General features: G+C 40.6%; 19 protein-coding genes. 13 read left to right on the forward strand and 6 right to left on the reverse strand.

Translation table 11 applies throughout. The annotated features are described in order from the left end of the window. Positions 1–8: 8 nt before the first annotated feature. A complete protein-coding gene (locus LS48_RS03215; protein ID WP_062619939.1) occupies positions 9–1235 on the reverse strand; it encodes a metallophosphoesterase in 1227 nt (408 codons plus the stop codon). A gap of 102 nt (positions 1236–1337) precedes the next feature. Here LS48_RS03215 and LS48_RS03220 point away from each other — a divergent pair, with 102 nt between their 5' ends. The 6 genes from LS48_RS03220 to LS48_RS03245 all read left to right on the forward strand — a co-directional run bounded on the left by LS48_RS03220 (position 1338) and on the right by LS48_RS03245 (position 9895). After that, on the forward strand, positions 1338–4241 hold the full coding sequence (locus LS48_RS03220) for a GH92 family glycosyl hydrolase (protein ID WP_062620662.1): 2904 nt from the start codon (positions 1338–1340) through the stop codon (positions 4239–4241). Between the two features lie 77 nt (positions 4242–4318). Then, complete coding sequence (locus LS48_RS03225) at positions 4319–5317, forward strand: isoaspartyl peptidase/L-asparaginase family protein (protein WP_062619941.1); 999 nt, start codon at positions 4319–4321, stop codon at positions 5315–5317. A 105-nt stretch (positions 5318–5422) separates the two neighbouring features. Continuing rightward, a complete protein-coding gene (locus tag LS48_RS03230; RefSeq protein ID WP_062619943.1) occupies positions 5423–6736 on the forward strand; it encodes a sugar MFS transporter in 1314 nt (437 codons plus the stop codon). A gap of 63 nt (positions 6737–6799) precedes the next feature. Beyond that, complete coding sequence (locus LS48_RS03235) at positions 6800–8752, forward strand: tetratricopeptide repeat-containing sensor histidine kinase (RefSeq protein WP_062619946.1); 1953 nt, start codon at positions 6800–6802, stop codon at positions 8750–8752. A 29-nt stretch (positions 8753–8781) separates the two neighbouring features. After that, positions 8782–9459 carry a LytR/AlgR family response regulator transcription factor gene (locus LS48_RS03240; RefSeq protein ID WP_162266491.1) on the forward strand — a complete coding sequence of 226 codons (678 nt, stop codon included), beginning with the start codon at positions 8782–8784 and terminating at the stop codon, positions 9457–9459. A 118-nt stretch (positions 9460–9577) separates the two neighbouring features. Continuing rightward, positions 9578–9895 (forward strand): hypothetical protein, encoded by a 318-nt coding sequence (locus tag LS48_RS03245; protein WP_062619950.1) that lies wholly within the window; start codon positions 9578–9580, stop codon positions 9893–9895. A 239-nt stretch (positions 9896–10134) separates the two neighbouring features. On the opposite strand, the gene cphA is transcribed toward LS48_RS03245, so the two are convergent. Then, the gene (gene cphA / locus LS48_RS03250; protein ID WP_062619952.1) at positions 10135–12771 is read right to left on the reverse strand and encodes a cyanophycin synthetase; all 2637 of its coding nucleotides are present in this window, start codon (positions 12769–12771) and stop codon (positions 10135–10137) included. A 96-nt stretch (positions 12772–12867) separates the two neighbouring features. Between cphA and LS48_RS03255 the strand changes: the two genes are divergently transcribed. After that, a complete protein-coding gene (locus LS48_RS03255) occupies positions 12868–13740 on the forward strand; it encodes a cyanophycinase (protein ID WP_045079316.1) in 873 nt (290 codons plus the stop codon). Between the two features lie 50 nt (positions 13741–13790). Here LS48_RS03255 and LS48_RS03260 read toward each other — a convergent pair whose 3' ends face one another. Further along, on the reverse strand, positions 13791–14723 hold the full coding sequence (locus LS48_RS03260; protein WP_062619954.1) for an isoaspartyl peptidase/L-asparaginase family protein: 933 nt from the start codon (positions 14721–14723) through the stop codon (positions 13791–13793). A gap of 99 nt (positions 14724–14822) precedes the next feature. On the opposite strand from LS48_RS03260, the gene polA reads away from it, so the two are divergent. The 6 genes from polA (at position 14823) to tsf (ending at position 22517) form a co-directional block, all read left to right on the forward strand. After that, entirely contained in the window at positions 14823–17663 is a 2841-nt protein-coding gene (polA, locus tag LS48_RS03265; protein ID WP_062619956.1) for a DNA polymerase I, read from the forward strand. Positions 17664–17787: 124 nt separating this feature from the next. Then, the gene (locus tag LS48_RS03270) at positions 17788–19365 is read left to right on the forward strand and encodes a T9SS type A sorting domain-containing protein (protein WP_076692410.1); all 1578 of its coding nucleotides are present in this window, start codon (positions 17788–17790) and stop codon (positions 19363–19365) included. A gap of 182 nt (positions 19366–19547) precedes the next feature. Next, complete coding sequence (rplM, locus tag LS48_RS03275; RefSeq protein ID WP_045078936.1) at positions 19548–20003, forward strand: 50S ribosomal protein L13; 456 nt, start codon at positions 19548–19550, stop codon at positions 20001–20003. Beyond that, positions 20003–20389: a 30S ribosomal protein S9 gene (gene rpsI, locus LS48_RS03280; protein WP_045078935.1), complete on the forward strand. Its 387-nt coding sequence runs from the start codon at positions 20003–20005 to the stop codon at positions 20387–20389. Before rplM ends, rpsI begins: the two co-directional genes overlap by 1 nt. Before the next feature lie 179 nt (positions 20390–20568). After that, positions 20569–21453, forward strand: a complete 885-nt coding sequence (rpsB, locus tag LS48_RS03285; protein WP_062619960.1) for a 30S ribosomal protein S2 — start codon at positions 20569–20571, stop codon at positions 21451–21453. Between the two features lie 98 nt (positions 21454–21551). Next, positions 21552–22517 carry a translation elongation factor Ts gene (gene tsf / locus LS48_RS03290; RefSeq protein ID WP_062619962.1) on the forward strand — a complete coding sequence of 322 codons (966 nt, stop codon included), beginning with the start codon at positions 21552–21554 and terminating at the stop codon, positions 22515–22517. A gap of 14 nt (positions 22518–22531) precedes the next feature. On the opposite strand, the gene LS48_RS15240 is transcribed toward tsf, so the two are convergent. From LS48_RS15240 to LS48_RS03300, 3 genes are all read right to left on the reverse strand, one after another. Next, the gene (locus tag LS48_RS15240) at positions 22532–22777 is read right to left on the reverse strand and encodes a hypothetical protein (protein ID WP_131807687.1); all 246 of its coding nucleotides are present in this window, start codon (positions 22775–22777) and stop codon (positions 22532–22534) included. Between the two features lie 148 nt (positions 22778–22925). Next, on the reverse strand, positions 22926–23654 hold the full coding sequence (locus LS48_RS03295; protein WP_062619965.1) for a hypothetical protein: 729 nt from the start codon (positions 23652–23654) through the stop codon (positions 22926–22928). A 65-nt stretch (positions 23655–23719) separates the two neighbouring features. Next, on the reverse strand, positions 23720–24433 hold the full coding sequence (locus LS48_RS03300; protein WP_062619967.1) for a T9SS type A sorting domain-containing protein: 714 nt from the start codon (positions 24431–24433) through the stop codon (positions 23720–23722). Between the last annotated feature and the right edge of the window lie 107 nt (positions 24434–24540).

The raw sequence follows: 24540 nt of genomic DNA on the forward strand, positions 1-24540 counted from the left end.
CCCGATTATTATACGGTATTCTGTTTCTTTTTAAGTTGGATAACAGTGATTTCCGGCCAGATCCCTACCCTTCCCGGATAACCCAAAAACCCAAAACCTCGATTCACATTTATATACCTTCCAAATTCCTCATAAATTCCTGCCCAGTTTTTATATCTGTACTTTATGGGGCTCCATTTTAATATTCCCGGTATTTCAATGCCAAACTGCATCCCGTGGGTATGGCCGCTCAGTGTTAAGTGAAAATGGCGGGGATCATCTTTTACTTTTGCCTGCCAATGTGATGGATCGTGGCTCATCAAAATTTTGAAATCGTCTTTTGAAATTCCTTCGCAGGCTTTATCCAGATCGCCAGCCTGTTTAAACCCGTTCTCACCCCAATTTTCAACCCCTATTAAGGCTATTTTCTGACCACTTCGCTGAAGGTACCGATTTTCGTTCAGCAACAGATTCCAGCCCATTTCTTTTTGAAGATTTTTTAAATTCTGAAGGTTTTCAAATTTTTCTGAAGCACTTTCCCACTTCACATAATCGCCGTAATCGTGGTTTCCCAAAACCGAAAAAACACCCTCAGGAGCTTTCAAAGTTGAAAATAGCACTTTCCAATCGTTCATCTCATCAGCGATATTGTTTACCAAATCGCCCGTAAAAAGTATTACATCGCTTTGCTGTTCATTAATAAGATTTACAGCATACTCCACTTTATTTTGATTATCAAAACTTCCGCTGTGGATGTCACTAATTTGTGTGAGTGTAAAACCGTCAAAGGCATCTGGCAGATCGTCAAATTCCAAAGCATATTTCAACACTTTGTAATTATACTTCCCCTGAATCATTCCGTAAAGCAGCGAGGCAAAAGGGATTGCCGCAATCCCCAAAGCAATGGTACTCACAAATTTTCTGCGGGAGGCCATAAATTGTGAATTATCACTGCCAGCTATTTTCATAAATATTCCGACAAAAAAACGTGCTATGTCTTCGCCAAACATAAACACGATTATGATCAATTTTGGAACAAAGACAGCCAGGAAAATTCCGAAGAAATACATTTTTGGAGGCTCCATCATTTTTGCGGAACCCAAAAAGGAAAGTTCATAAATAAGCCCAGCCAATACCGCTAAAGAAATGAAAACATAAAAACCGTGAACCCAAGGATTTTTGGTAATCGTTTTTATGGCCTGAAAGGCATAAATATCAACAAGAATGTAAATGATTATAAAAATGAACCAACGCATAAAGTAGAAAGAATTTTTAAAGGTAGTGAGTTTCAAAAAACTGAAATGCTACTTCACTTTATTTTAACGGTTTTTAGTATCTTTTCGAAATATTTTTTTGAAATGCGAAACACCCTATCCCTACTTCTTTTTGTGTGCTCTGCTTTCAGTTTTTCACAGCAAATTTCTTCTGAAAAACTGACTTCCTTTGTAAATCCATTTATAGGCACGGGCGGTCACGGCCACACCTATCCCGGTGCAACGATGCCTTTCGGAATGATGCAGTTAAGCCCCGACACCCGTTTGGACGGTTGGGATGGCTGCAGCGGCTACCATTATAGTGATGAATATATTTACGGTTTTTCGCACACCCACCTTAGCGGAACCGGCGTGAGCGATTATGGCGATGTGCTTTTGATGCCTACAAATACTGTAAATTTCAACAATGGCGCAGATGGAAAAAGTGGCTATCGCGCACATTTTTCACACGAAAACGAAACGGCTTCTCCGGGTTTTTACAAAGTTCTTTTGGATGATACGAATATTGAAGTGGAACTTACGGTTTCAAAACGTAGCGGTATCCATCAGTACACTTTTCCGAAGAATTCAAAACAGATCGTAATTCTCGATCTCGCTCATCGCGATAAAGTATTGAGCTCTGAAATAAAAATTCTTTCAAAAACCGAAATTACTGGCCATCGCCATTCTGATGCTTGGGCAAAAGACCAACGATTGTTCTTCAACATTCAGTTTTCCCGACCCTATAAAAAAGTAACCTTTTTAAACGATAAAACTGAAGGCGAAATGGTAAAAGCTGCCTTTGAATTCGACCTTTCCGAAGTAAACGAACTTGAAATTAAAGCAGCAATTTCAGCAGTTAATGAAGCCGGTGCAAAGAAAAATCTGGAAGCTGAAATTGGTAACAAAACATTTCAGCAAATAAAAGAAGAAGCCGAAACTGCTTGGGAAAAACAGCTGGGCAAAATCGAAATCGAAACCCAAAACGAAAATCAAAGAACCATTTTTTACACAGCGCTTTATCATACGATGATTGCACCAAATCTGTATCAAGACGTTGATGGCCGTTACCGCGGAATGGATTTGGAAATTCACCAAAGCAACGATTTTGAAAACTACACCGTCTTTTCGCTTTGGGACACCTATCGCGCCGCACATCCACTTTATACCATCATTGAAAAAGAACGCACCAATCACTTTATAAATTCACTTTTAGCGAAACACGACGAAGGCGGAATCCTCCCCATTTGGCCATTGGCGGCCAATTACACTGGCTGTATGATTGGCTATCACGCCGTTCCCGTAATCGCCGATGCTTATTTAAAAGGTATTCGCGGGTTTGATGCCGAAAAAGCTTTTGAAGCTATGAAACACAGCGCGATGCAGGATAAATTGGGTTTGAAAAGCTATAAGGAATTCGGTTTTATTCCTGTGGAAGAAGAGAGCGAATCGGTTTCAAAAACTTTGGAATATGCCTATGACGACTGGACGATTGCGGAAATGGCGAAAGCGATGGGAAAAACAGAAGATTATCAAATTTTTTCTGAAAGAGCGCAATACTACAAAAACGTTTTCGACCCCGAAACCAAGTTTATGCGCGGTCGTTTCCGCAATACTTGGTTTGCGCCTTTTGACCCGTACGAAGTAAATTTCAATTACACTGAAGCAAATTCGTGGCAGTACAGTTTTTACGCTCCGCAGGATATTTCGGGACTTATAAATTTAATGGGCGGAAAGACTGAATTTGAAAAACAGCTCGATAAACTTTTCACGGCAAAACAAGAAACTTCGGGTCGCCAACAGGCCGATATTACCGGACTTATTGGTCAATACGCCCATGGAAATGAGCCGAGCCATCATATGGCCTATCTTTACAATTTCGTTAACAAACCTGCGAAAACCCAAGAAAAAGTCCATCAAATTCTAAATGAAATGTACCAAAACGCCCCCGACGGAATTTCGGGCAATGAAGACTGCGGGCAGATGAGTGCGTGGTACGTTTTCAGTGCTATGGGTTTTTATCCGGTCACGCCTGTTAGTAATCAATACATTATCGGGACGCCTTTGTTTGAAATGGCTACAATCAATTTGGAAGACGGAAAAAAGTTTGAAATTTCTGCAGAAAATCTTTCGGACACCCACAAATACATAGCATCGGCAACTTTGAATGGAAAACCCTTGAAGCGAAGTTTTATAAAGCATTCTGAAATTATGGCGGGCGGAAAATTGGTTTTTAAAATGACCGACAAACCTTCTAAATGGGCCACAAAAGATGAAGAAGTTCCGAAAACCGAAATCACCGAAAACTTAATTCTTCCAGCGCCATTTATCTCGAAAGGCGATGTAGCTTTTAAAAATGAAACTGAAATTTCGCTGGGTATACCTATTTCTGAATCTGAAATTTTATACAGTTTGAACAATTCTGACTTTAGAATTTATACTAAACCATTTACAATTTCCGAAGAAACTGAATTTAGAACCTACGCATCCAATGGATATGGAAAAGAAAGCAAAATTCTTTCCACTCATTTTTACAAAATAGACCCAAACCTCAGCATAAAACTGGAAACCGAATATGCAAACCAATACAACGGTGGAGGCGAGAATGCCTTAATTGACGGTGTTCACGGTGCGATTGATTTTAGAACTGGCACGTGGCAAGGCTACCACGATACAGATTTAAAAGCCACTGTCGATTTAGGTTCTAAAAAAGGTGTACAAACCGTTTCAATAAATTTTCTGCAGGATCAACGCAGCTGGATTTTTTATCCCACCGAGATTAGTTGCTCGGTTTCGGAGAATGGAACGGATTTTACCAACTTGCCGATTCAAAAAATAGATGCCGAAAAACTTTCGGAAGAAACTGAAATAAAAACGATAGAATTTGAAGTAGATAAAAATATCCAATTCATTAAAATTTCAGCTAAAAACTTCGGCGACCTACCAAAAGGACATTTGGGTTACGGCGGAAAGGCTTGGCTCTTTGTGGATGAGATAGAAATTAAATGAAACTGGACTAATGGGAAACACGAATCATGACCACTTAAATTTAAAAATTAAAGCCTGAAACCTGAAACCAAAATTATATGAAACGCAGAAAATTTATTCAAAATGCATCGCTTTCCACTTTGGGAATTGCCGTAGGTCCCTATGTTTTCGCTTCGGAAATTAAAACTTCCATTTCAGAAGAAAAGGATTCTCAAAATAATGCTTCAGGATTCCCAATGGTAATAGCCACTTGGAATGTAAACGATAGCACCGCCGAAGCCTGGCGCGTTTTGCAGGAAGGAAAATCTGCACTCGATGCCGTGGAAAAAGGCTGCAATATTGAGGAAGCAAATGCCGAAGGACAATCCGTGGGCATCGGCGGCTTGCCCGACCGCGATGGCAACGTTACGCTGGACGCCTGCATAATGGACAGCAAAGGCAATTATGGTGCAGTGGTCTATCTTCAGCATATTATGCACCCAATTTCAGTGGCGCGAAAAGTGATGGAAGATACGCCACATGTAATCTTAGCAGGAAAAGGGGCCGAACAATTTGCCTATTCCAAAGGTTTTGAAAAAACAAATTTGCTTACGGAAGCCTCAAATAAAGCCTGGAAGGAATGGAAAAAAACCTCGCAATATAAACCCATTATAAATATTGAAAACCACGACACCATCGGCATGCTCGCCATTGACAAAAACGGTGATATTTCGGGCGGCTGTACCACAAGCGGCTTGGCATACAAAATGGCCGGACGCGTGGGTGACTCGCCAATAATTGGTTCGGGGCTTTTTATCGATAATGAAATTGGCGGCGCGACAGCAACGGGTCTTGGTGAGGAAGTTTTAAAAACCGTCGGCAGTTTTTTGATTGTGGAATTGATGCGTCAAGGCAAAACCCCGCAACAAGCTTGCGAGGAAGCGATAGGAAGAATTATTAAAAAGAGTCCGAACTATAAAGATTTTCAAGTGGGTTATATTGCCGTGAACAAAAAAGGGGAAACAGGCCACTATGCCATTCATGATGGTTTTTGGGTAACAAAATACCAAAATGATAAAAACGAAAATATAGCTTCGGATTTTTATGATAAAAAATAAAAAACCTTGCTCTCTGTGACTCTGTGGTGGATAGGTTTACCACAAAGAGGAGAGGGTACAAAGGGAAAACAATAGTATCCACAGCATCAATAACATCATTCAACCATGACCGAAAAAAAATCCTTCCGCTCAGCCTTTATTACCGTTACCGTACTTTTTTTCCTTTGGGGGTTTATCACCGTTTTGGTAGATAGTTTGATTCCACGATTAAAAGACGTTTTTGAACTCAGTTATTTTCAGGCGGGACTGGTGCAATTTGCTTTCTTTTTGGCATATTTGGTAATTTCAGTTCCCGCGGGAGCTTTGCTTTCTCGAATCGGGTATCAAAAAGGAATAATCGTAGGCCTGGTTACTATGGCCTTGGGCTGCCTGCTTTTTTATCCAGCCGCATCCGAAAGGGTTTTTTGGATTTTTTTGGTGGCCTATTTCACGCTCGCTGGCGGAATAACCGTACTGCAAGTGGCCGCCAATCCATACGTTTCGGTTTTGGGTAGCGAAGATGGCGCTTCAAGCCGTTTAAACCTTTCACAGGCTTTCAATTCATTGGGAACGGCAATTGCCCCTTTGATTGGCGCGTCTTTTTTGTTGAGTGATACGATTAAATCTTCAGAAGAGATTTCGGTTTTGACCGATGTGGACCGCAGTGCTTATTACGTTTCCGAAGCTTCCGCAGTACAAACGCCCTTTCTTTTTATTGCTGCTTTTATTGGGTTTTTGGCCTTAATGTTCGTTTTTATAAAACTTCCGAAGATTTTGGAAAAAAGCCCCGTGGGCGGTTACGGAAAATTGCTGAAAAACAAAATCGTTATGCTCGGGGCGCTCGGCATTTTTCTGTATGTTGGTGCCGAAGTGGCCATCGGCAGTTATTTGGTGAATTATTTTATGAGTATGAATATTTCTGAAATAATCCTTCAAAATGAAACGATGAAATACCTTGCCGAAAACCTTTTAAATACCGATTTAGGAAAAATAGACAATAAAGCCATTGTGGGTGCTTTTGTGGTTTTCTATTGGAGCGGCGCGATGGTGGGAAGATTTGTGGGCGCTTACCTTACCCGAATAATAAAACCCACAAAGGTGCTTTCTATTTTTGCCGCAATGGCCGTGCTTATGTTGCTCATCTCCATGCATACGTATGGGTTGGTTTCCATGTGGTCCATTTTGGCGGTGGGACTGTTCAATTCCATAATGTTCCCGACCATTTTTGCTTTAACGATTGATGGCTTGGGCGATTTAAAACCGCAAGCCTCGGGATTGCTTTGTATGGCCATTGTAGGTGGTGCGGTTATTCCACCGGCCTATGGTTTTTTAACAGATAATATTGGGTTTAAGTTTGCGCTGTTTTTAATAATAGCTTGTTATGGATATATTTTATTTTTTGGTTTTTTGAAAGGCAAAAAGAACACTATAATTTTATAATTTGCAAGTTGTTATCTTTTATGGGATTAAAAATGTATTTTAGAAAAAGTTTAGCAAACAAATTTGAAAACCTCACTTTCAGTTTTAGCATTTATAATTGCCTTTGCTTGCGTTTCCCAAAATGAGCGGCAAGTTAATTCTGCGGCTATTGATTCCATTTTAAAAGCTACTGAAAAAATTCCCACTGCCGATGAAAAAATAACTTCCTTAAGCAGGGCGACAAGCAAACTGCGGTATGGGGCGGGAAGTTTAGCTTTGATACAGAAATCGGAGGAAATTTCAAAAAAAACAAATGTTCCCAAATTGCTTGCAACCACATATTATTACTATGCCAATTATTATTACTACAACACAAATTTAGACTCTTCGCTTTATTACATTCAAAAATCAAAAGACTTTATCAGGGATGAAGAATTACCATTTTTAAGGTCTTCCGTTTTAAATACAGAAGGCGGGGTATATGTTCTTAAAGGAGATATGCCCAAGGCACTTGCACTTACTTTAAAATCACAGGAATTTCTGGATAAAGTGGATACCACAAGTCTGCGGGCCGACGAAAAATTAATTTATAAAAAAGAGCGTCTGGCCCTGGACAATAGCATTGCCAATTTTTATAACCAAATGGAGGAGTATGAAAAGGCAACCTATTACTATGACAAGGGTTATAGAGCGGCATTGCAGGACAGCTCTTTTATAGCGGCAGGTGTTTTTATGACAAACAAGGGAGATTTGTATTTAAACACCCAAAAGTATGAAAAGGCTTTAGAGGCGTTTCTTGAAGGCAAGAAATTAAAGGAAAAAGGCAAAGCGCCGCCATTATTGCTGGTAAATTCAGATTTGAATATTGGCATTGCCCATACAAACCTGAATAATTTTGAAGAAGGCTTGCCGTATTTAAATACAGCAATTTCCTTTTATGAAAGCAGCAATATTACCGGAAAACTCTCCGAATCACTTACGTATAGGGGCGATCACTATCTTAAACAGGAAAAATATGACCTGGCGATCAATGATTGCAAAAAAGCTAAGGAAATGACTTCTTCAACTGAAAATCTACAGGTTTTTTCAAGGGCCTGTGAATGTTTGTACAATGCCCATAAAGCTATGGGAAACTACAAAGAAGCTATTGCAAATTATGAGCTGTATGTGGATGCAAGGGAAACTATTTTCAATGAAAAAAACATAAAGAAGCAGACCCAACAGGAAATGGAGTTTGAGTTCAACAAAACCTCAGCGCTAAAGAATGCTGAAATTATTGCCAGCGAAAAAGAGAGCAGGTTGTATTCCATCCTTTCTATTATCGGGTTTTTATTTGCTGCGTTTTTAGGATTTTTCTTTTATAAAAACAGAAAGAAGAATTTATTCCTCGCCAAACAGAAAAAACTGCTGGAAGCAACCATAGATGAGAAAAATGTACTTTTAAAGGAAACACACCATCGTGTAAAAAATAGCTTTCAAATAGTTTCATCCTTGCTCTATCTGCAATCTGAAAACATGGTTGATAAAGAAGCGCAGATTGCCCTTCGCGAAGCCCAGAACAGGGTTCGATCCATGGTTTTGATACATCAAAGGCTTTACAACAAAGACCAATTAGTGGGCATTGACAGCAAGGAATATTTGGAGGCCCTGACCAAGGATATTTTTGAGACGCATCAATTCAAAAAAGAAAAATTACCGTATGTGCTAAATATTGAACCCATCGTGCTTAGCATTGAAACCATAACTCCCATCGGGCTTATTCTTAACGAATTGATAATTAACGTACTAAAACATGCTTTTGAGGATATTACTTCGGAAAGTTTGCTTTCTATTGATTTTAAAAAGAAAGATGACACCCTGGTTTTAAAAGTTATCGATAACGGGAAAGGGTTTAATGGTGAAATTAAGGAAACTTCCTTTGGAATAAAACTGATGAACACGCTTGCGAAAAAATTAAGGGCCACCTTGAATTACAAGTCTTCAGAAAATAACGGAACCGAAGTGGTTTTAAACATCAAAAAGTTTGAAATACTTTAGTATCTTTAAGAAAAAACCTTGTGGGCCAATTGAAAATCTACATAGTAGAAGACGATCCATTAATTTCCTTTACCATAGAAACCGCTTTAAAAAAGCACGGTTATGGAATTTGTGGCACTGCTGACAATTTTGAGGAAGCTTTTAGTGAAATAAACCAAAAAAATCCAGATTTGGTACTGGTTGACATTCAACTGGACGGCAAAAAAGATGGTGTTCATCTCGCGGAAAAATTGGACAGCCTTGAAATTCCGTACCTATACCTAACCTCGCAGACCGACCCACATACCATAAAAAGAGTAAAAGAAACACGGCCGCTGGGCTATATCGTTAAACCATTTACCGAAAATGGCCTAAGGAGCAATATTGAAATTGCTTGGAACAATTATAAAAACGACGAGGAATATCTTTCCTTTTCAGCAAACAGTGAACTTTATAAAATCAGACAGTCACAAATACTTTATTTAAAGGCATTTGACAATTATTGTTATGTAATAACTTCCGAACGGGAATATTTGGTTCCAAAAACGCTAAAGTTTCTTGCCTCTCAATTGAATTCGGAAAAATTCACGAAAACACATCGGTCCTATTTTGTCAATCTTCTGAAGATTGAATCTTTAAAGACAGATTCTCTGCTAATAAACAACGTGGAAATCCCCGTAAGTAATTCCAAAAAAAACCAGCTTAGGCAATTATTGCAACAATCATAATTATACTTCACTAAAAAAAACAGCCCATTCACTAAAAAATTTGAGGATTGTCTTAATAACAATCTAAATTCGAGATGTTTTAGATTCCCAAGAATATTTCAAATTAAAATTTTTTAAGATGAATAATGCAATACTTTACATTACCATTGGGGCGCTGTTTGATACATTTGGCGATTTGTTTATGAAGAACTGGGTCATCAACAACAGTAAAACATACTTTGCTTTTGGGATGCTATTTTATGTGGTGGGTCTCAGCTTTTTGGCCTATAGTTTCACGTTTAAAAACATCGTAATTGCTTCCGTATTGTTTTTAATTTTCAACGTCGTGTTACTTTCCCTGGTTAATTGGTTTGTTTACAGTGAAGCACTTTCGCATAAGGAAATAGCGGGCCTGTGCCTAGGGCTTATGGCTGTTGTATTATTTGAATATAATTGAAAATGATATATAAACTTCATTATAAAATATTCACAATTGAAATTTTCAGTTGTTACAAAAAAGAAAGCCGCTGTGAGGTGCGGCTTTCTTTTTAAAAATTTTTTTTGATAATACTGAATTAAGGATAAGGTAATAGTTAGCTATTAGTTTTGTTTCGAAATCAATCCTGATCAAATTGTTTTCAATTTTCAGTGTTAAAAAAGTAAAGTCGCTTTTGAGGAGAAGCGGCTTTTGCTTTTTTATTGCGCAAAAATCATTTCGCCACGGCTTTCCTGTTCCTTAAATTTCATAACAAGTTCCAACGCATCTGGAATAACATCGCTACAGCAAATTATAAGCGAGCCCTTTTTTGCATTTTTTACGGCGTGGGTTATGGCTTCTTTTTCTGAAGGGATAATGGTCGTTTTCTTATTAGGATCCCTCATTTTAATTCCCGCATCCAGCATTTTTATTAAATCTTCCTCAGATTTTCCACGAAGGTTTTTGTCCTGCCTTATAATTATTTCGTCAAACATCTCGGCTGCAATGCTTCCAAGCTCATTGGTATCCTCTTCCCTTCTATCGCCTACACCCGCGATGATGCCCACTTTTACGGTTGCCTCCAAATTATTGGTGAAATCCTGTAGCGCGCGCATTCCGGCGGGATTGTGGGCATAATCCAATAGAATACTGAAATTTTCAAATTTAAAAAGATTCAACCTACCAGGGGTTTGAGATGCGGAGGGAATGAAAGTTTCCAAAGCCACTTTCATATCCTCAATTCCTATTCCGCGCACGTTTGCGGCTATTACAGCTGGAAGGATGTTCTGAATCATAAACGTCGCTTTCCCTCCATACGTCAACGGAATATTTTCCGCTTTCATAATACGCATCTTCCACGTGCCCCTGCACAGGGTTACGTATCCATTTTCATAAATAGCAGTTATGCCACCTAATTTTTGAAGTGCCTTTATCCGCGGATTTTCCTCATCCATAGAAAAAAGCGCCAAGTTGCAGTTGATACTTCTTCGCATTTCATAAACCAAATCGTCATCAGCATTTAAAATGGCATAGCCGTCCGGCAAAACGGTTTCGGGAATTACCCCTTTTACCTTTGCCAATTGTTCTATGGTATGTATTCCCTTCAGTCCTAAGTGGTCTGCCGCAACATTTGTAACGATGCCCACATCGCACTTTTTAAAACCAAGTCCCGCACGCAACAACCCCCCACGGGCACATTCCAGAACCGCAAAATTCACGGTAGGATCTTTTAATACGAATTCGGCACTTGCGGGCCCAGTGCAATCTCCCTTCATCAACAATCTATTCTGAATATAAACGCCATCACTGGTGGTGTAACCTACTCTGTATCCCTTCATTTTTGCCATATGCGCTATAAGGCGCGTGGTGGTAGTTTTGCCATTGGTACCCGTAGTGGCAATAATAGGAATACGTCCCGTATTTCCCTGCTGCGGAAACAATTTATCTACCACAGGAGCTGCAACGTTTCTTGGCAAGCCAGTCGTTGGTGCCAAATGCATTCTAAAGCCCGGACCAGCATTCACTTCCAGTACTGCACCTCCGGTTTCTTCCAACGGTTTACTTATGTCGGTAGTCATTATATCAATTCCACAAATGTCGAGGTCTATTATTTTTGAAATGCGCTCCGCCATGGAAACGTTAGAAGGATGCACTATATCCGTTACATCCTCTGCCGTACCGCCCGTACTCAAGTTTGCCGTATCTTTTAAGATTACAGTTTCACCCTTTGCAGGAACGGAATCTTCAGTATATCCCTTTGCAGCAATAATGGTTTTGGTTAAATCATTAATAGTGATTTTTGTGAGTACATTTTCGTGCCCGTAACCACGACGGGAATCTTTGTTCACCTCATCAACCAATTCCTTTATTGTCGATTTTCCATCTCCCACTACATTTGCCGGGGTGCGTTTGGCAGCGGCAACCAAAACGTTGTTTATAACCAATAGGCGGTAATCTTCGCCAGTGATGTATTTTTCAATAATTACTTTTGAAGAAACATTTTTTGCGGCGTGGAATGCCACTAAAGCATCTTCATAATTTTTAATGTTTACCGTTATTCCGCGACCGTGGTTTCCGCCCACCGGTTTTACAACCAAGGGAAACCCAACGTATCTACAGGCAGCCTCCAGACTGCTTTCGCGACCAATAATATCACCCCGGGGAACGAGCACTTCGGCCTGTTCCAAAAGATATTTTGTGTCTTCTTTGTCGCAAGCCAATTCCACTCCAATACTGCTGGTTTCCGAAGTTACCGTTGCTTGAATTCTTTTTTGGTTAGCGCCGTAACCCAATTGGCAAAGGGAGTATTTATTCAAACGAATCCACGGAATGCCACGGGCTTCGGCTTCTTCAACAATGGAGCCTGTACTGGGCCCTAAGCGCTCGTCTTCACGAATTTCGCGCATTCGTTGTATATCGGCTTCCAAATCATAGCTATCACCCGAGATGAGTGCCTTGCAAATATCGACCGCAGCTTTGGCGGCATAGCGCCCCACGTTTTCTTCAATATAACTAAAGACCACATTGTACACGCCCTTTTCGCCATAACCGCGTGTTCTTCCAAAGCCCGTATCCATATCGGCCAAAGTCTGTATTTCCAATGCAATATGTTCAATAACATGCCCCATCCACGTGCCTTCTTCCACACGTTGAAAAAATCCGCCCGGTTCACCCACGCTACAACGATGGCTGTACATGCTGGGAAACATCATTTTAAGCCGATCATTAAACCCGTCAATCTTGTTTGAAGGAAGTTCTTCCATCTCTTCCAGATCCAGAACCATTACAATTAATTTATGACGGCGTATAGACCAGTAATTTGGTCCCCGCATGGCGTTGATTTCTCTAATTCGCATAAGTTGACGGATTTGTTAGTTTAGTTCGAATTTGATAAATATATGATTAATTTTTATAACAATTACCGTATTTTTGCCCGCAAATCAAATAAATTCATGAGCGTAAAAGGCACACTGATCCCCATAGGTGGAAATGAAGACAAAGGAAATGGAGAAAATGAAAGATATACGCTGGAATATATACAGCGGGGTATTTTGGCACGCGTGGTACGTGAAAGTGGCGGCATAGATGCACATATAATCGTAATTCCCACAGCATCCAGTATTCCGGTGGAAGTGAGCGAGAACTACCTTTCTGCATTCCAAAAATTGGGTTGCAAGAATGTGAAAATCATGGATATTAGAAGCCGCGAGGAAGCTGAAAATCCCGAATTCCTCAATTTGATGAAAGAAGCCAACTGCGTTATGTTTTCAGGTGGTGATCAGTCCAAAATAGTGAAGTACATAGGCGGCACTACGCTGAACCAAATTATAAAGGAAAAATACGAAAATGAAGAATTCGTAATTGCCGGAACCAGCGCGGGCGCCATGTGCATGAGCGAGGAAATGATTACCGGCGGTGGCGTGCAGGAAGCCTTTACTAAAGGCGCGGTTAATATGGGCAAGGGTATGGGTTACATTCCAAATTTCATAATTGATTCGCACTTTATTCGCCGCGGCCGCTTCGGAAGGCTGGCAGAAGCAGTAGCTCGTTTTCCCATGAAAATTGGAATCGGCCTTGCCGAAGACACAGGGATGGTCATCAAAAACCGAAACAACTGCGAAGTAATAGGCTCCGGGATGGTCATTCTTTTTGACCCCCGCAGGCTAATACACAATAATCGTGACGTGGTGCCGGAGGGCTCTCCTATGTCAATAACAAATTTGAAAACACATATTTTGGCCAACGGCGATAAACTGGACATTAAAGAGAAGCGTGTGCATATTTCGCCCATCCATTTGGAAATGACAGACGTTGAAACCTTGTAGCAATTAGCTATATATTGTCTGTTGAAATAACCGGTTATAAAAAAGAAGTATCAATCTCTATAAATACTAATCTCCTTTCTTTCCTCGGAGGTCTTAAAAGCACGGTACATTCCCTCGGTATTGAAGGGCATCGCAATGTTTCCTTCGGCATCAACGGCAATCAAACCGCCATCACCGCCAATTTCCAAAACTCTTTTGTTGATTACTTCGGAAGCGGCTTCTTCCACGGACATTCCTTTGTATTCCATTAAGCAGGAAACATCATACGCCACCACGCCACGGATAAAGTATTCACCACTGCCCGTACAGCTAACGGCACAGGTTTTATTGTTAGCATAGGTTCCGGCACCAACCATTGGGCTGTCGCCTACACGGCCCCAACGCTTGTTGGTCATCCCTCCGGTTGAGGTTGCGGCGGCAATATTCCCGTTTTTATCACAGGCCACTGCGCCCACGGTGCCAAACTTGCCTTCCTTTTTCATACTGTGGTCCAACTGAAACTTGTCGCTGTCCTTTATATTTTGCCATTGCTGGTAGCGGTGTTCATCATAGAAATATTCGGGAGCCTCTAAATTATAATCCAAACTTTTCGCAAAACGCATCGCGCCTTCGCCCGCCAAAAAAACGTGATCTGTCTTTTCCATAATATCCCGCGCCAGGGAAATTGGGTTTTTAATTCCCGTAATTAAAGAAACTGCACCTGCATCCAGCGTTTTTCCATCCATAATTGCGGCGTCCATTTCGTGGGTGCCATCATTGGTAAAAACACTGCCTTTTCCCGCGTTGAAAAGGGGGGAATCCTCCAAATGGTTTACGGCAGTTTCCACCGCATCCATCGCCGACCCGTTATTTTCTAAAATTGCATAGCCCCTTTCAAGCGCTTCATTTAAGGCAATTTTATACGCTTCCTCTTTTTCCGGGGTCATCAAGCCCTTTACAAGTGTTCCGGCGCCGCCGTGGATTACTAGGGAATATTTTTTCATCTGAAATATTTTAGGGCGGAAAAATACGAATTGCAATTCAATTAATTTCGCACCATTGAAGAAGTTTTGTAGTTTTGGAATTCGTCTAAAAAATCCAAAATGTCCACCCAAAAACGCCTTTTCCTTCTCGATGCTTACGCCCTTATTTTTCGCGGGTATTACGCACTTATAAAAAATCCAACTATTAACTCAAAAGGGCAGGACACTTCTGCCATTATGGGGTTTCTCAATTCGCTTTTTGATGTTATCCGCCGCGAACGCCCCGACCATTTGGCCGTTTGTTTCGACAAGGACGGAAGCACCGAACGCACCGAAATGTTTGCGGATTACAAAGCAAACCGAGATGAAACGCCTGACGTAATCCGTCAATCCATCCCGATTATCCAAGAAATAATTAAGGCAATGCACATTCCATGCGTGGAACTATCAGGTTTGGAGGCTGATGATATTATCGGCACCCTTGCGCAACAGGCAGAAAAACAGGGCTACCAAGTTTTTATGGTTACGCCCGATAAGGATTTTGGGCAACTGGTAACCGAAAATATTTTTATGTACCGTCCGGCGCGTATGGGCAACGCCATTGAAATTTGGGGCATTCCGGAAGTTCAAAAACGTTTTGGCGTAGAGCGACCGGAACAGGTAATTGATTATCTGGGAATGATGGGCGATGCCAGTGATAACATTCCCGGCCTACCGGGCGTAGGCGAAAAGACCGCAAAAAAATTCATTGCGGAATTCGGCTCAATGGAAAACCTCTTAGCAAATACCGATAAGCTGAAAGGCAAAATGCGGGAAAAGGTGGAAGAAAATGCCGAGTTGGGACTTCTGTCCAAAAAACTCGCCACAATCTGCACCACTTGCGATGTTACTTTCAATGAAAAAGATTATGAACTCTCCATGCCCGACGGCGAAAAAGTGCAACAGATTTTTGAGGAACTGGAATTCCGAAGATTGAAAGAGCAGTTTTTAAAACTGTTTTCAGAAGAAGGCGCTGCGGAAAAAGTGACGCAGATTTCAAATTCTGAAACCGCGAAAAAAACAACCGCTTCGTCCGCAGGCAGTGGTCAATTTTCACTTTTTGGCGGCGATGGCGAAGCAGCCGAAGAAATAAAAAGCTATAATTCCCGTGCTACTATTGAAAATACCGAACATTTCTACCAAACCGTACAAGCGGGAATGGGCACCAAGTTGTTTCTTCAGAATTTGATGAAGCAAAAGAGTGTGTGTTTTGATACAGAAACCACAAGTTTGAATCCGTTGGAAGCAGAACTTGTCGGCATTGCTTTTTCTTGGGAAAAGGGAAAAGGGTTTTACATTCCGTTTCCAGAAAATAAAGAAGAAGCGCAACAGCTTTTGGAAGCACTACGTCCGTTTTTTGAAGACGAATCCATTGAGAAGATTGGTCAAAATTTGAAATACGACATCAAGGTTTTGGCGAAATATAATATTTCGGTAAAAGGAAAATTGTTCGACACCATGCTCGCGCATTATCTTATAAATCCAGATATGCGGCACAATATGGACGTTTTGAGCGAAACCTACCTCAACTACACCCCTGTTTCAATTACGGAATTGATTGGCAAAAAAGGCAAAAACCAATTGAATATGCGAGACGTTGCCATTGAAAAGCAAACCGAGTATGCCGTTGAGGATGCTGATGTAACCTTTCAATTAAAAGAGCATTTTGAAAAAGAGCTGGGCGAGGCAAATACCCAAAAATTGTTTGACGAAATTGAAGTGCCGTTACTACGTGTTTTGGCGGCTATGGAATTGGAGGGCATCAATTTGGACGAAGATTTCCTAAAAAAACTTTCCGAAGAATTGGACAAAGATATTCTTCAGCTTGAAAAAAACATTTACGAAGAAGCCGGGGAAGAATTCAATATTGCTTCGCCAAAACAGTTGGGCGATATTCTCTTCGGAAAAATGAAGCTGATAGACAAGCCGAAAAAAACCAAAACGGGGCAATATTCAACTGCAGAAGATGTGCTTTCCTATTTGGCGAAAGACCATAAAATAATCCGCGATGTTTTGGAATACCGAGGGCTCACCAAACTGAAAAGCACCTATGTTGATGCGCTTCCGGGGCAGGTGGAACCATCCACTGGGAGGGTTCACACAGATTATATGCAGACCGTCGCGGCCACGGGCCGTTTGAGCAGCAACAATCCGAACTTGCAGAATATTCCAATCCGAACCGAACGCGGGCGTGAGGTGCGAAAGGCATTTATCCCAAGAAACGAGGATTACGTTTTGATGGCAGCGGATTATAGTCAGATAGAACTCCGCATTATTGCCGCGTTGAGCGAAGAGGACAATATGATTGAAGCCTTTAAAAATGGCGAGGATATTCACGCCTCCACGGCTTCAAAAGTGTTCAATGTACCTTTAAGTGAAGTAACACGGGAGCAACGAAGCAATGCCAAAACCGTAAACTTTGGGATTATATACGGCGTTTCAGCTTTCGGCCTCAGCAACCAAACCGACCTGTCCCGAACAAAGGCGAAGGATTTGATTGACACCTATTATAAAACCTATCCAAAACTTCGGAATTTTATAAGTGAACAAATTCAGTTTGCCCGCGAAAACGGCTATGTACAAACCGTTTTGGGAAGAAGACGCTATTTAAAAGACATCAACGGAAGCAACCAAGTAGTACGTGGTGCCGCAGAGCGAAATGCCGTGAACGCTCCAATCCAGGGAAGTGCGGCAGACATTATTAAAATTGCGATGATCAACATTCACAAAAAGTTGGAAGCAGAAAATTACAAAAGCAAAATGCTGCTTCAAGTGCATGATGAATTGGTTTTTGATGCCTATAAGCCCGAACTCGAAAAACTAAAAATCATGGTAAAGCACGAAATGGAAAATGCTTATACGCTGAGCGTTCCATTGGATGTTGACTTGGGTGTGGGTGAGAATTGGTTGGAGGCGCATTAATTTTGCTACAGTTTTCAAGGCTTTAAGCTGTAAAGTAGATTGTATTTTAAGAATTTCTTAACTTTTTTATGTTATGGATTATGGGAAATCAGTATTTTGCTGCCAAAATATTGAAGCACTTACTATGAAAAACTCCTTTACACTTTTATCACTTTTCTTTTTTGTATTTACCATCCAAGCCCAAGACCCAAACATTCTTTGGCAGCGGACTATTGGGGGGAGTGGAGATGAAACACTTTATAGTATAAAACAAACACCAGACGGTGGTTACATTGTTGGAGGTGCTTCAGGATCGGATATTTCAGGAGATAAAACTGACGCTTCCAATGGATTTTTTGATATTTGGATCGTAAAAACAGATGCAGATGGTAATATTGAATGGCAGAATTCCATTGGGGGAAATGCTTTAGATGATCTTCACTCTATTGAATTGACTCCCGATGGTGGATTCATTGCCTGTGGGGAATCAACCTCCGACATTTCTGGTGATAAATCTGAAAACTCGAGAGGTTTAGATGACTATTGGATTGTGAAACTTGATGCTTCTGGAAATGTAGAATGGGACAAAACTATAGGCGGGAGTGATTCTGAAAGTTTTCCCCAAATAAGAGTTTCAAATGACAGTTATCTTATAAGTGGAGATTCGTGGTCAAACATTTCTGGCGACAAGACCGAAAACGCAATTGGGGAAGATGATTATTGGCTATTAAAGCTAGACCTTTCGGGGAATATTATTTGGCAGAAAACTATCGGGGGGTCATCATATGACTCATTTTCTACAATGGCATTAACACATGATGGCGGTTGTATTCTAGGAGGATATTCAGACTCAAATATTTCTGGAAATAAAACTGAAAATTCAAAAGGAGGATTTGATTTCTGGATTGTAAAACTAGATTCTTCTGGAGACATCGTGTGGGACAAAACTATAGGTGGCAGTGGGACAGATGTTTTGAATTCTATAGTACAAACTTTAGATAATGGCTTTCTTTTATCAGGAAGATCATCTTCAGATATATCAGGCGACAAAACCGAAAATTCAGAAGGGGAATCCGACTTCTGGATTGTTAAACTTGCTTCAAACGGAACAATAGAATGGCAAAATACTATTGGGGGCAATGATATTGACCAAGCATATTCTGCAAACCAAACCTCCGATAGCGGTTATATTATAGGTGGGTTCTCCCGGTCTACTATTTCAGGGGATAAAACTGAAAACGGGCAAGGCAATTTCGATTGTTGGTTAGTTAAAATAAACAACGTTGGGATTATTGAATGGCAAAATACTATTGGTGGAAGTGAAATTGATGGTATAACTTCAGTTATGCAATCTTCAGATGGAAGTTATATTTTGGGAGGAAACTCACAATCAAATATTTCAGGAGATAAATCCGAAAATTCACGCGGTGAACAAGATTATTGGATCATAAAACACGCCCAAACCTTAGGAATAGAAGAAAACCCATTCGCAACAGCAATAACCCTCTACCCCAACCCAACAAAAAACATATTACAACTAAATACCCAAGACAAAACCATAGACCAAGTAAACATTTACACCATGACGGGCAGTAAAGTTTTGCAATTGGATGTTGACACAATTTCTCCAAGCATCGATGTTTCCAGCTTGGCCTTGGGGGTTTATTATGTACAGTTGTATTCGGGGAAAAATGTGGCCTTGAAAAAGTTTGTGAAGGAATGATTTCCCAGTCTTGGTTCTTGGCTCTTTATTCTTTCAGCAAAGTGATCTTTTTTCAAAGAAAATTTATTTCCCACCCCTTGCTTTTCAAATAAATAACACTACATTTGCACCCCTCTTAGACAAAATCCGTTTTGTTTAAAGGGTGAGAAACAATGATTTATTAACCTATTGACAAAAAACTAATGGATACATTAAGTTACAAAACAGTATCTGCTAACAAGAATACCGTTGTAAAAGAATGGTTGCTAGTAGATGCGGACGGCCAGGCATTGGGTCGTCTTGCCAGCGAAGTTGCTAAATTACTTCGTGGAAAGCACAAGCCAAGTTTCACCCCTCACGTAGATTGTGGTGATAACGTAATTATTATTAACGCCGGTAACGTAAAACTTACAGGCAACAAATGGAATGATAAAACGTACATTCGCCACACGGGTTATCCCGGTGGGCAACGTAGCCTTACCGCTACCGAAATGTACAAAAAAGACCCTGCAAGGCTTGTTGAAAAAGCTGTGAAAGGTATGCTCCCTAAAAACAAATTGGGCGCAGAAATGTTCAGAAACCTAAAAGTGTATGCAGACGCAAACCACGGACAGGAAGCACAGAAACCTAGAACTATTAACCTTAACGACAACAAGTAATGGAGACAATTCACAAAATAGGCAGAAGAAAGACCGCTGTTGCACGTGTGTACCTTAAAGAAGGTAAAGGAAACATTACCATCAACAAGCGCGAGTTGGAAAACTATTTTCCAACTGGAACACTTCAGTATAAAGTAAAACAACCTTTGACACTTACAGATAACGAAAAGACTTTCGATATTTCGGTAAATGTATTTGGAGGTGGAATCACAGGACAGGCAGAAGCCATCCGTCTTGCAATTTCCCGCGCTATGTGCGAGCTTAACGATGAAAATCGTGGCATCCTGAAACCAGAAGGTTTGCTTACAAGAGACCCAAGAATGGTAGAGCGCAAAAAATTCGGACAGAAGAAAGCGCGTAAGAAATTCCAGTTCTCTAAACGTTAATATTACTCAACTAGATTGGGTATCTCTTTGGGGATACCCAATTAAAGTTGAAAAGTTCATATTCATTATTAATTAAAAAAGCTGTTATCCGTCTATGGCGGAGTTAGTTTAGCATCTAAACCAAATCCATAATTTAGGAACAGGTTGCTATCCTTTCACAGAACGTAAACTAAAACAAAATGGCAAAAAAAGTAGAAGTAAAAGACTTACTTGAAGCTGGTGTGCACTTTGGCCACCTAACCCGCAAATGGAACCCAAACATGGCCCCGTATATCTATATGGAGCGCAACGGGATCCACATTATCAACCTTTACAAGACCGCTGCAAAAATCGAGGAGGCCAATGCCGCCCTAAAGAAAATTGCGGCCAGTGGACGCAAAATTCTTTTTGTAGCTACCAAAAAACAAGCAAAAGACATTGTTGCTGAAAAAGCAAAGAACGCAAACATGCCCTACATCACTGAAAGATGGCCAGGCGGTATGCTTACCAACTTTGTAACTATCCGTAAAGCCGTTAAGAAAATGGCTTCTATTGATAGAATGAAGCAGGACGGAACTTTCAACACCCTTTCTAAGAAAGAGCGTTTGGCCGTAGATCGTCTTCGTGCTAAATTGGAAAAGAACTTAGGTTCTATTTCTGATATGAGCCGCCTTCCGGCAGCACTTTTTGTAGTTGATACAACTCGCGAGCACATTGCAGTTGCAGAGGCTATGAAATTGAACATCCCGATCTTCGCAATGGTAGATACCAATAGCGACCCACGCGTTATTGATTACGTAATCCCATCTAACGATGATGCTTCAAAATCTATCGAGAGCATTATGAGTTTTGTTTCTGAAGCTATTATTGAAGGTCTTTCTGAAAGAAAAGCTGGTAGTGATGACGATAGCGATGATGAAGAAGGAATGGCAAAAAAAGCCAAAGCTCCCAAAAAAGAGAAAGAAGCTAAAAAAGTAAAAGCCGAAGTTCCTTCAACTGACGAAGAAGACGTAGAAGATATGAAAGAGGCAAAGAAGCCTGTGCGTCAAAAATCAAAGAAAGAAGTTCTTAACGAAGAAGAATAAATAACTTTATCTTAAAATCTAAAAGTCGTTTGGTTCTTTTCTTTGCTGAAATTAATTTGAACGACTTTTTTTAATATTAAACTTAAAAATTTATAAAAATGGCAAACATAACAGCCGCAGAAGTAAATAAACTAAGACAAGCTACCGGAGCCGGAATGATGGACTGTAAAAAGGCATTGGTTGAGGCAGACGGAAATATGGAAGAAGCAATCTCTATCCTTAGAAAAAAAGGTCAAAAAATTGCAGAAAAAAGAGCAGACCGCGACTCTAGCGAAGGTGTTGCCACTGCAAAAGTGAATAGCGACAACACCAAAGGTGTGGCTATTTCCTTGAATTGTGAAACCGACTTTGTTGCCAAAAACGATTCTTTCGTTGAAATGGCAAACAAAATGGCTGAGATTGCACTTAACACATCCTCAAAAGAGGAGTTTTTGGCTGCAGATTTTGGCGGAATGACAGTTGCTGAAAAATTGACTGAGCAAACTGGTGTTATAGGTGAGAAAATAGAAATAGGCGGTTACGAAATTTTGGAAGCTCCATTTGTAGGTTCGTACGTTCACGTAAACAAGATTGCTGCTTTAACTGGCCTTTCAAAAGCTGTTGACAATGCTGAGGAATTGACAAAAGATGTTTCTATGCAAGTGGCTTCTATGGGTGCTACTACTCTTTCTTACAAAGACTTTGATCCTGCTTTTGTAGAATCTGAAACTGAAGCGCGTATTGCAGCTATCGAGAAAGACAATATTGAGTTGGGCCGTTTGGGCAAGACACTTAAAAACGTTCCCAAATTCATTTCAAGAGCGCAATTGACTCCTGAAGTTTTGGCACAGGCCGAAGCTGATGCAAAAGCTGAATTGAAAGCTGAAGGCAAGCCAGAGCAAATCTGGGACAAAATCCTTCCGGGGAAATTGGAGCGCTTCATCAGCGATAACACTACGCTTGACCACGAAAAAGCGTTGCTTGACCAGAACTTTATTAAGGACGACAAAAAGAGCGTTGCAGATTACGTAAAAACGTATGGCGATGTAGAAATTGTAGGCTTTAAGAGAGTTTCTTTGGCGTAAGCTACAAGCATATTTTAAATGAAAAGAGGCTGATTGATTTCAGCCTCTTTTTTTGTTTGCGCACCAGGCATACACGAATTGTACTTTTTATTATAGTTGAAAGCGGAAGGTAATAGTATAAGTGCGGACGCAAGAAGTGTTAAAGCCAACGCTAGAATTGTTAAAGCGGAAACAAGAATTGTTAAAGCCAATGTGAGAAGTGTTAAAGCGGAGGCTAAAATATATAAGGCGGTCGCAAGATTTGTTAATGCGCCCGCCATTATATAAAAAGCGGAGGGCAGATTTGTTAAAGCGGAAGCAAAATGTATAAAAGTTGCAACGAGAATATAAAAAGTTGATGCGCTATTTATGAAAATCCTGCTTTCTGGTTAGACTGTAACCCCTATTATTAACTGAATGGGCGGAGGTTCAATCTTTATACTTTTTAAACTTGATGCCCTTTATTTGATTGTACTCTGCGCTGGAGGCTCCGAAAAGGGACTTGACGTATTTTTTTACATCGAGGGCGGTGTCTACCAGACCTGTGTTTTCTTGATAGAGAATTCTGTTTCTTTCCAGACGGGCGTTGCTCACTGCGGTGTCTGCGCTTGCCTCTTGGTTGTTTTTATTGCTTAAATCTTGGGCGCGGGCCTGAAGGGATGTTATTTGCAGTTCGGTTTCGTTTGGGGCGTAGCTTGGTTCTGAGGCCAAGACGGAGATTAGACCTTGGAAATGCTGGATGAGCTGATCATAAGACTGTTGGCTGGCGCTGATCCTTCGGGGCGCAGGCGCGTTTGGGTCTAGGGGTTCTTCTTTAGTGGCCCGCTGGCCTTGGATCTTGCGGTTGTAGCCTTTGGCATCGTCTATTTTTTCTTGGGATGCGTCTGTGGCCTCCAAGGCGTTTACAAGGCGGGTGCTAAGGGGGCGTAGGTCTGCGAAGGCTTCTACCCTGCTGTTTACAGCATCATTGTATGCCGTGTTTAGGTTGATTACGTTTTGCAGGCTGGCGTTTGCCGTGGCGTGCAGGGCGGTGAGCTGTTCTGCGGTTAGACTGGTTTTTGATGGGTTGTAGATGGGGCCATAGCCTTCTACAAAGGCGATTAGGTCTTGGAAGTTCGCTACATTTTTAGCGTGGCCTACTTCTGAATTTGATGCCATTTTTTTAGTATTTAGATGTTAGTATTGAGTATGTGAATTTGTGAGTTTGTGAGTTTGTGAATGGGTTATTGTTTTATGAATTTTTTGGTTGTTGTGTTGCCGTTTTCATCTTCTATGTTTAGAAAGTAGATACCGCTTAGGAGTTGGGAGACATCTATTGCTTTTTGGTCTTGAAGTGTTATGCTTTGTGTGCTCAACAGTTTGCCTTCTATGTTGAAGATTTTGATTTTTAGATTTTCTGTGGTGTTTTGGGCAGCAATAAAGAGTTCGTTTTTGGCGGGGTTGGGGTGGATGGAGAATTTGGAAATCTCAAAATTATTCCTCGATAATAACTGATTACTATATATTGCTTCATCGCCACTTGAGGAGGTTATAACCAAAGTTTTACTGTTGCTCTCGTCAATAATATTATAATTGAAGGGATCGTCAACATTACCAACAAAAAAAGTGTCAAGATAAATACCCTGGAAAAGGGTGTTTTCTTGTGCAAATGGTCCAAAACAACCACCAAGAGTCATGCTCCAACCATTAACTAAAAATTCAGAATTAGTATAAATTACTGTGCCTTCTAATGCATCACATACATAGGTGCTAATGAAAGAATTATTTTGAATAAATGCGATAGTAATAAAAGGCACATCATCATTTGAGGGCGGAAAATTATCTTGTCCGTCAATTATTACGTTTTGCAGATACCATTCATTTTCAAAAAGTTGTGGGTCTTGGGCAAAAGCGGTTGTGCTAAGAGCCAGGATGAATATGGTTATAAAGGTTTTCATTGCTTTAAGAAAATTCAATGACTGTACGTGAAGCCTTGTGGCGTGTGGGCGTGTGGGCGTGTGTTTTCAAACCTTGGTCGATTAAAGTTAGTTGAATTCTTAAAGTT

It is taken from the genome of Aequorivita aquimaris (assembly GCF_001573155.1).
Lineage (GTDB): Bacteria > Bacteroidota > Bacteroidia > Flavobacteriales > Flavobacteriaceae > Aequorivita > Aequorivita aquimaris.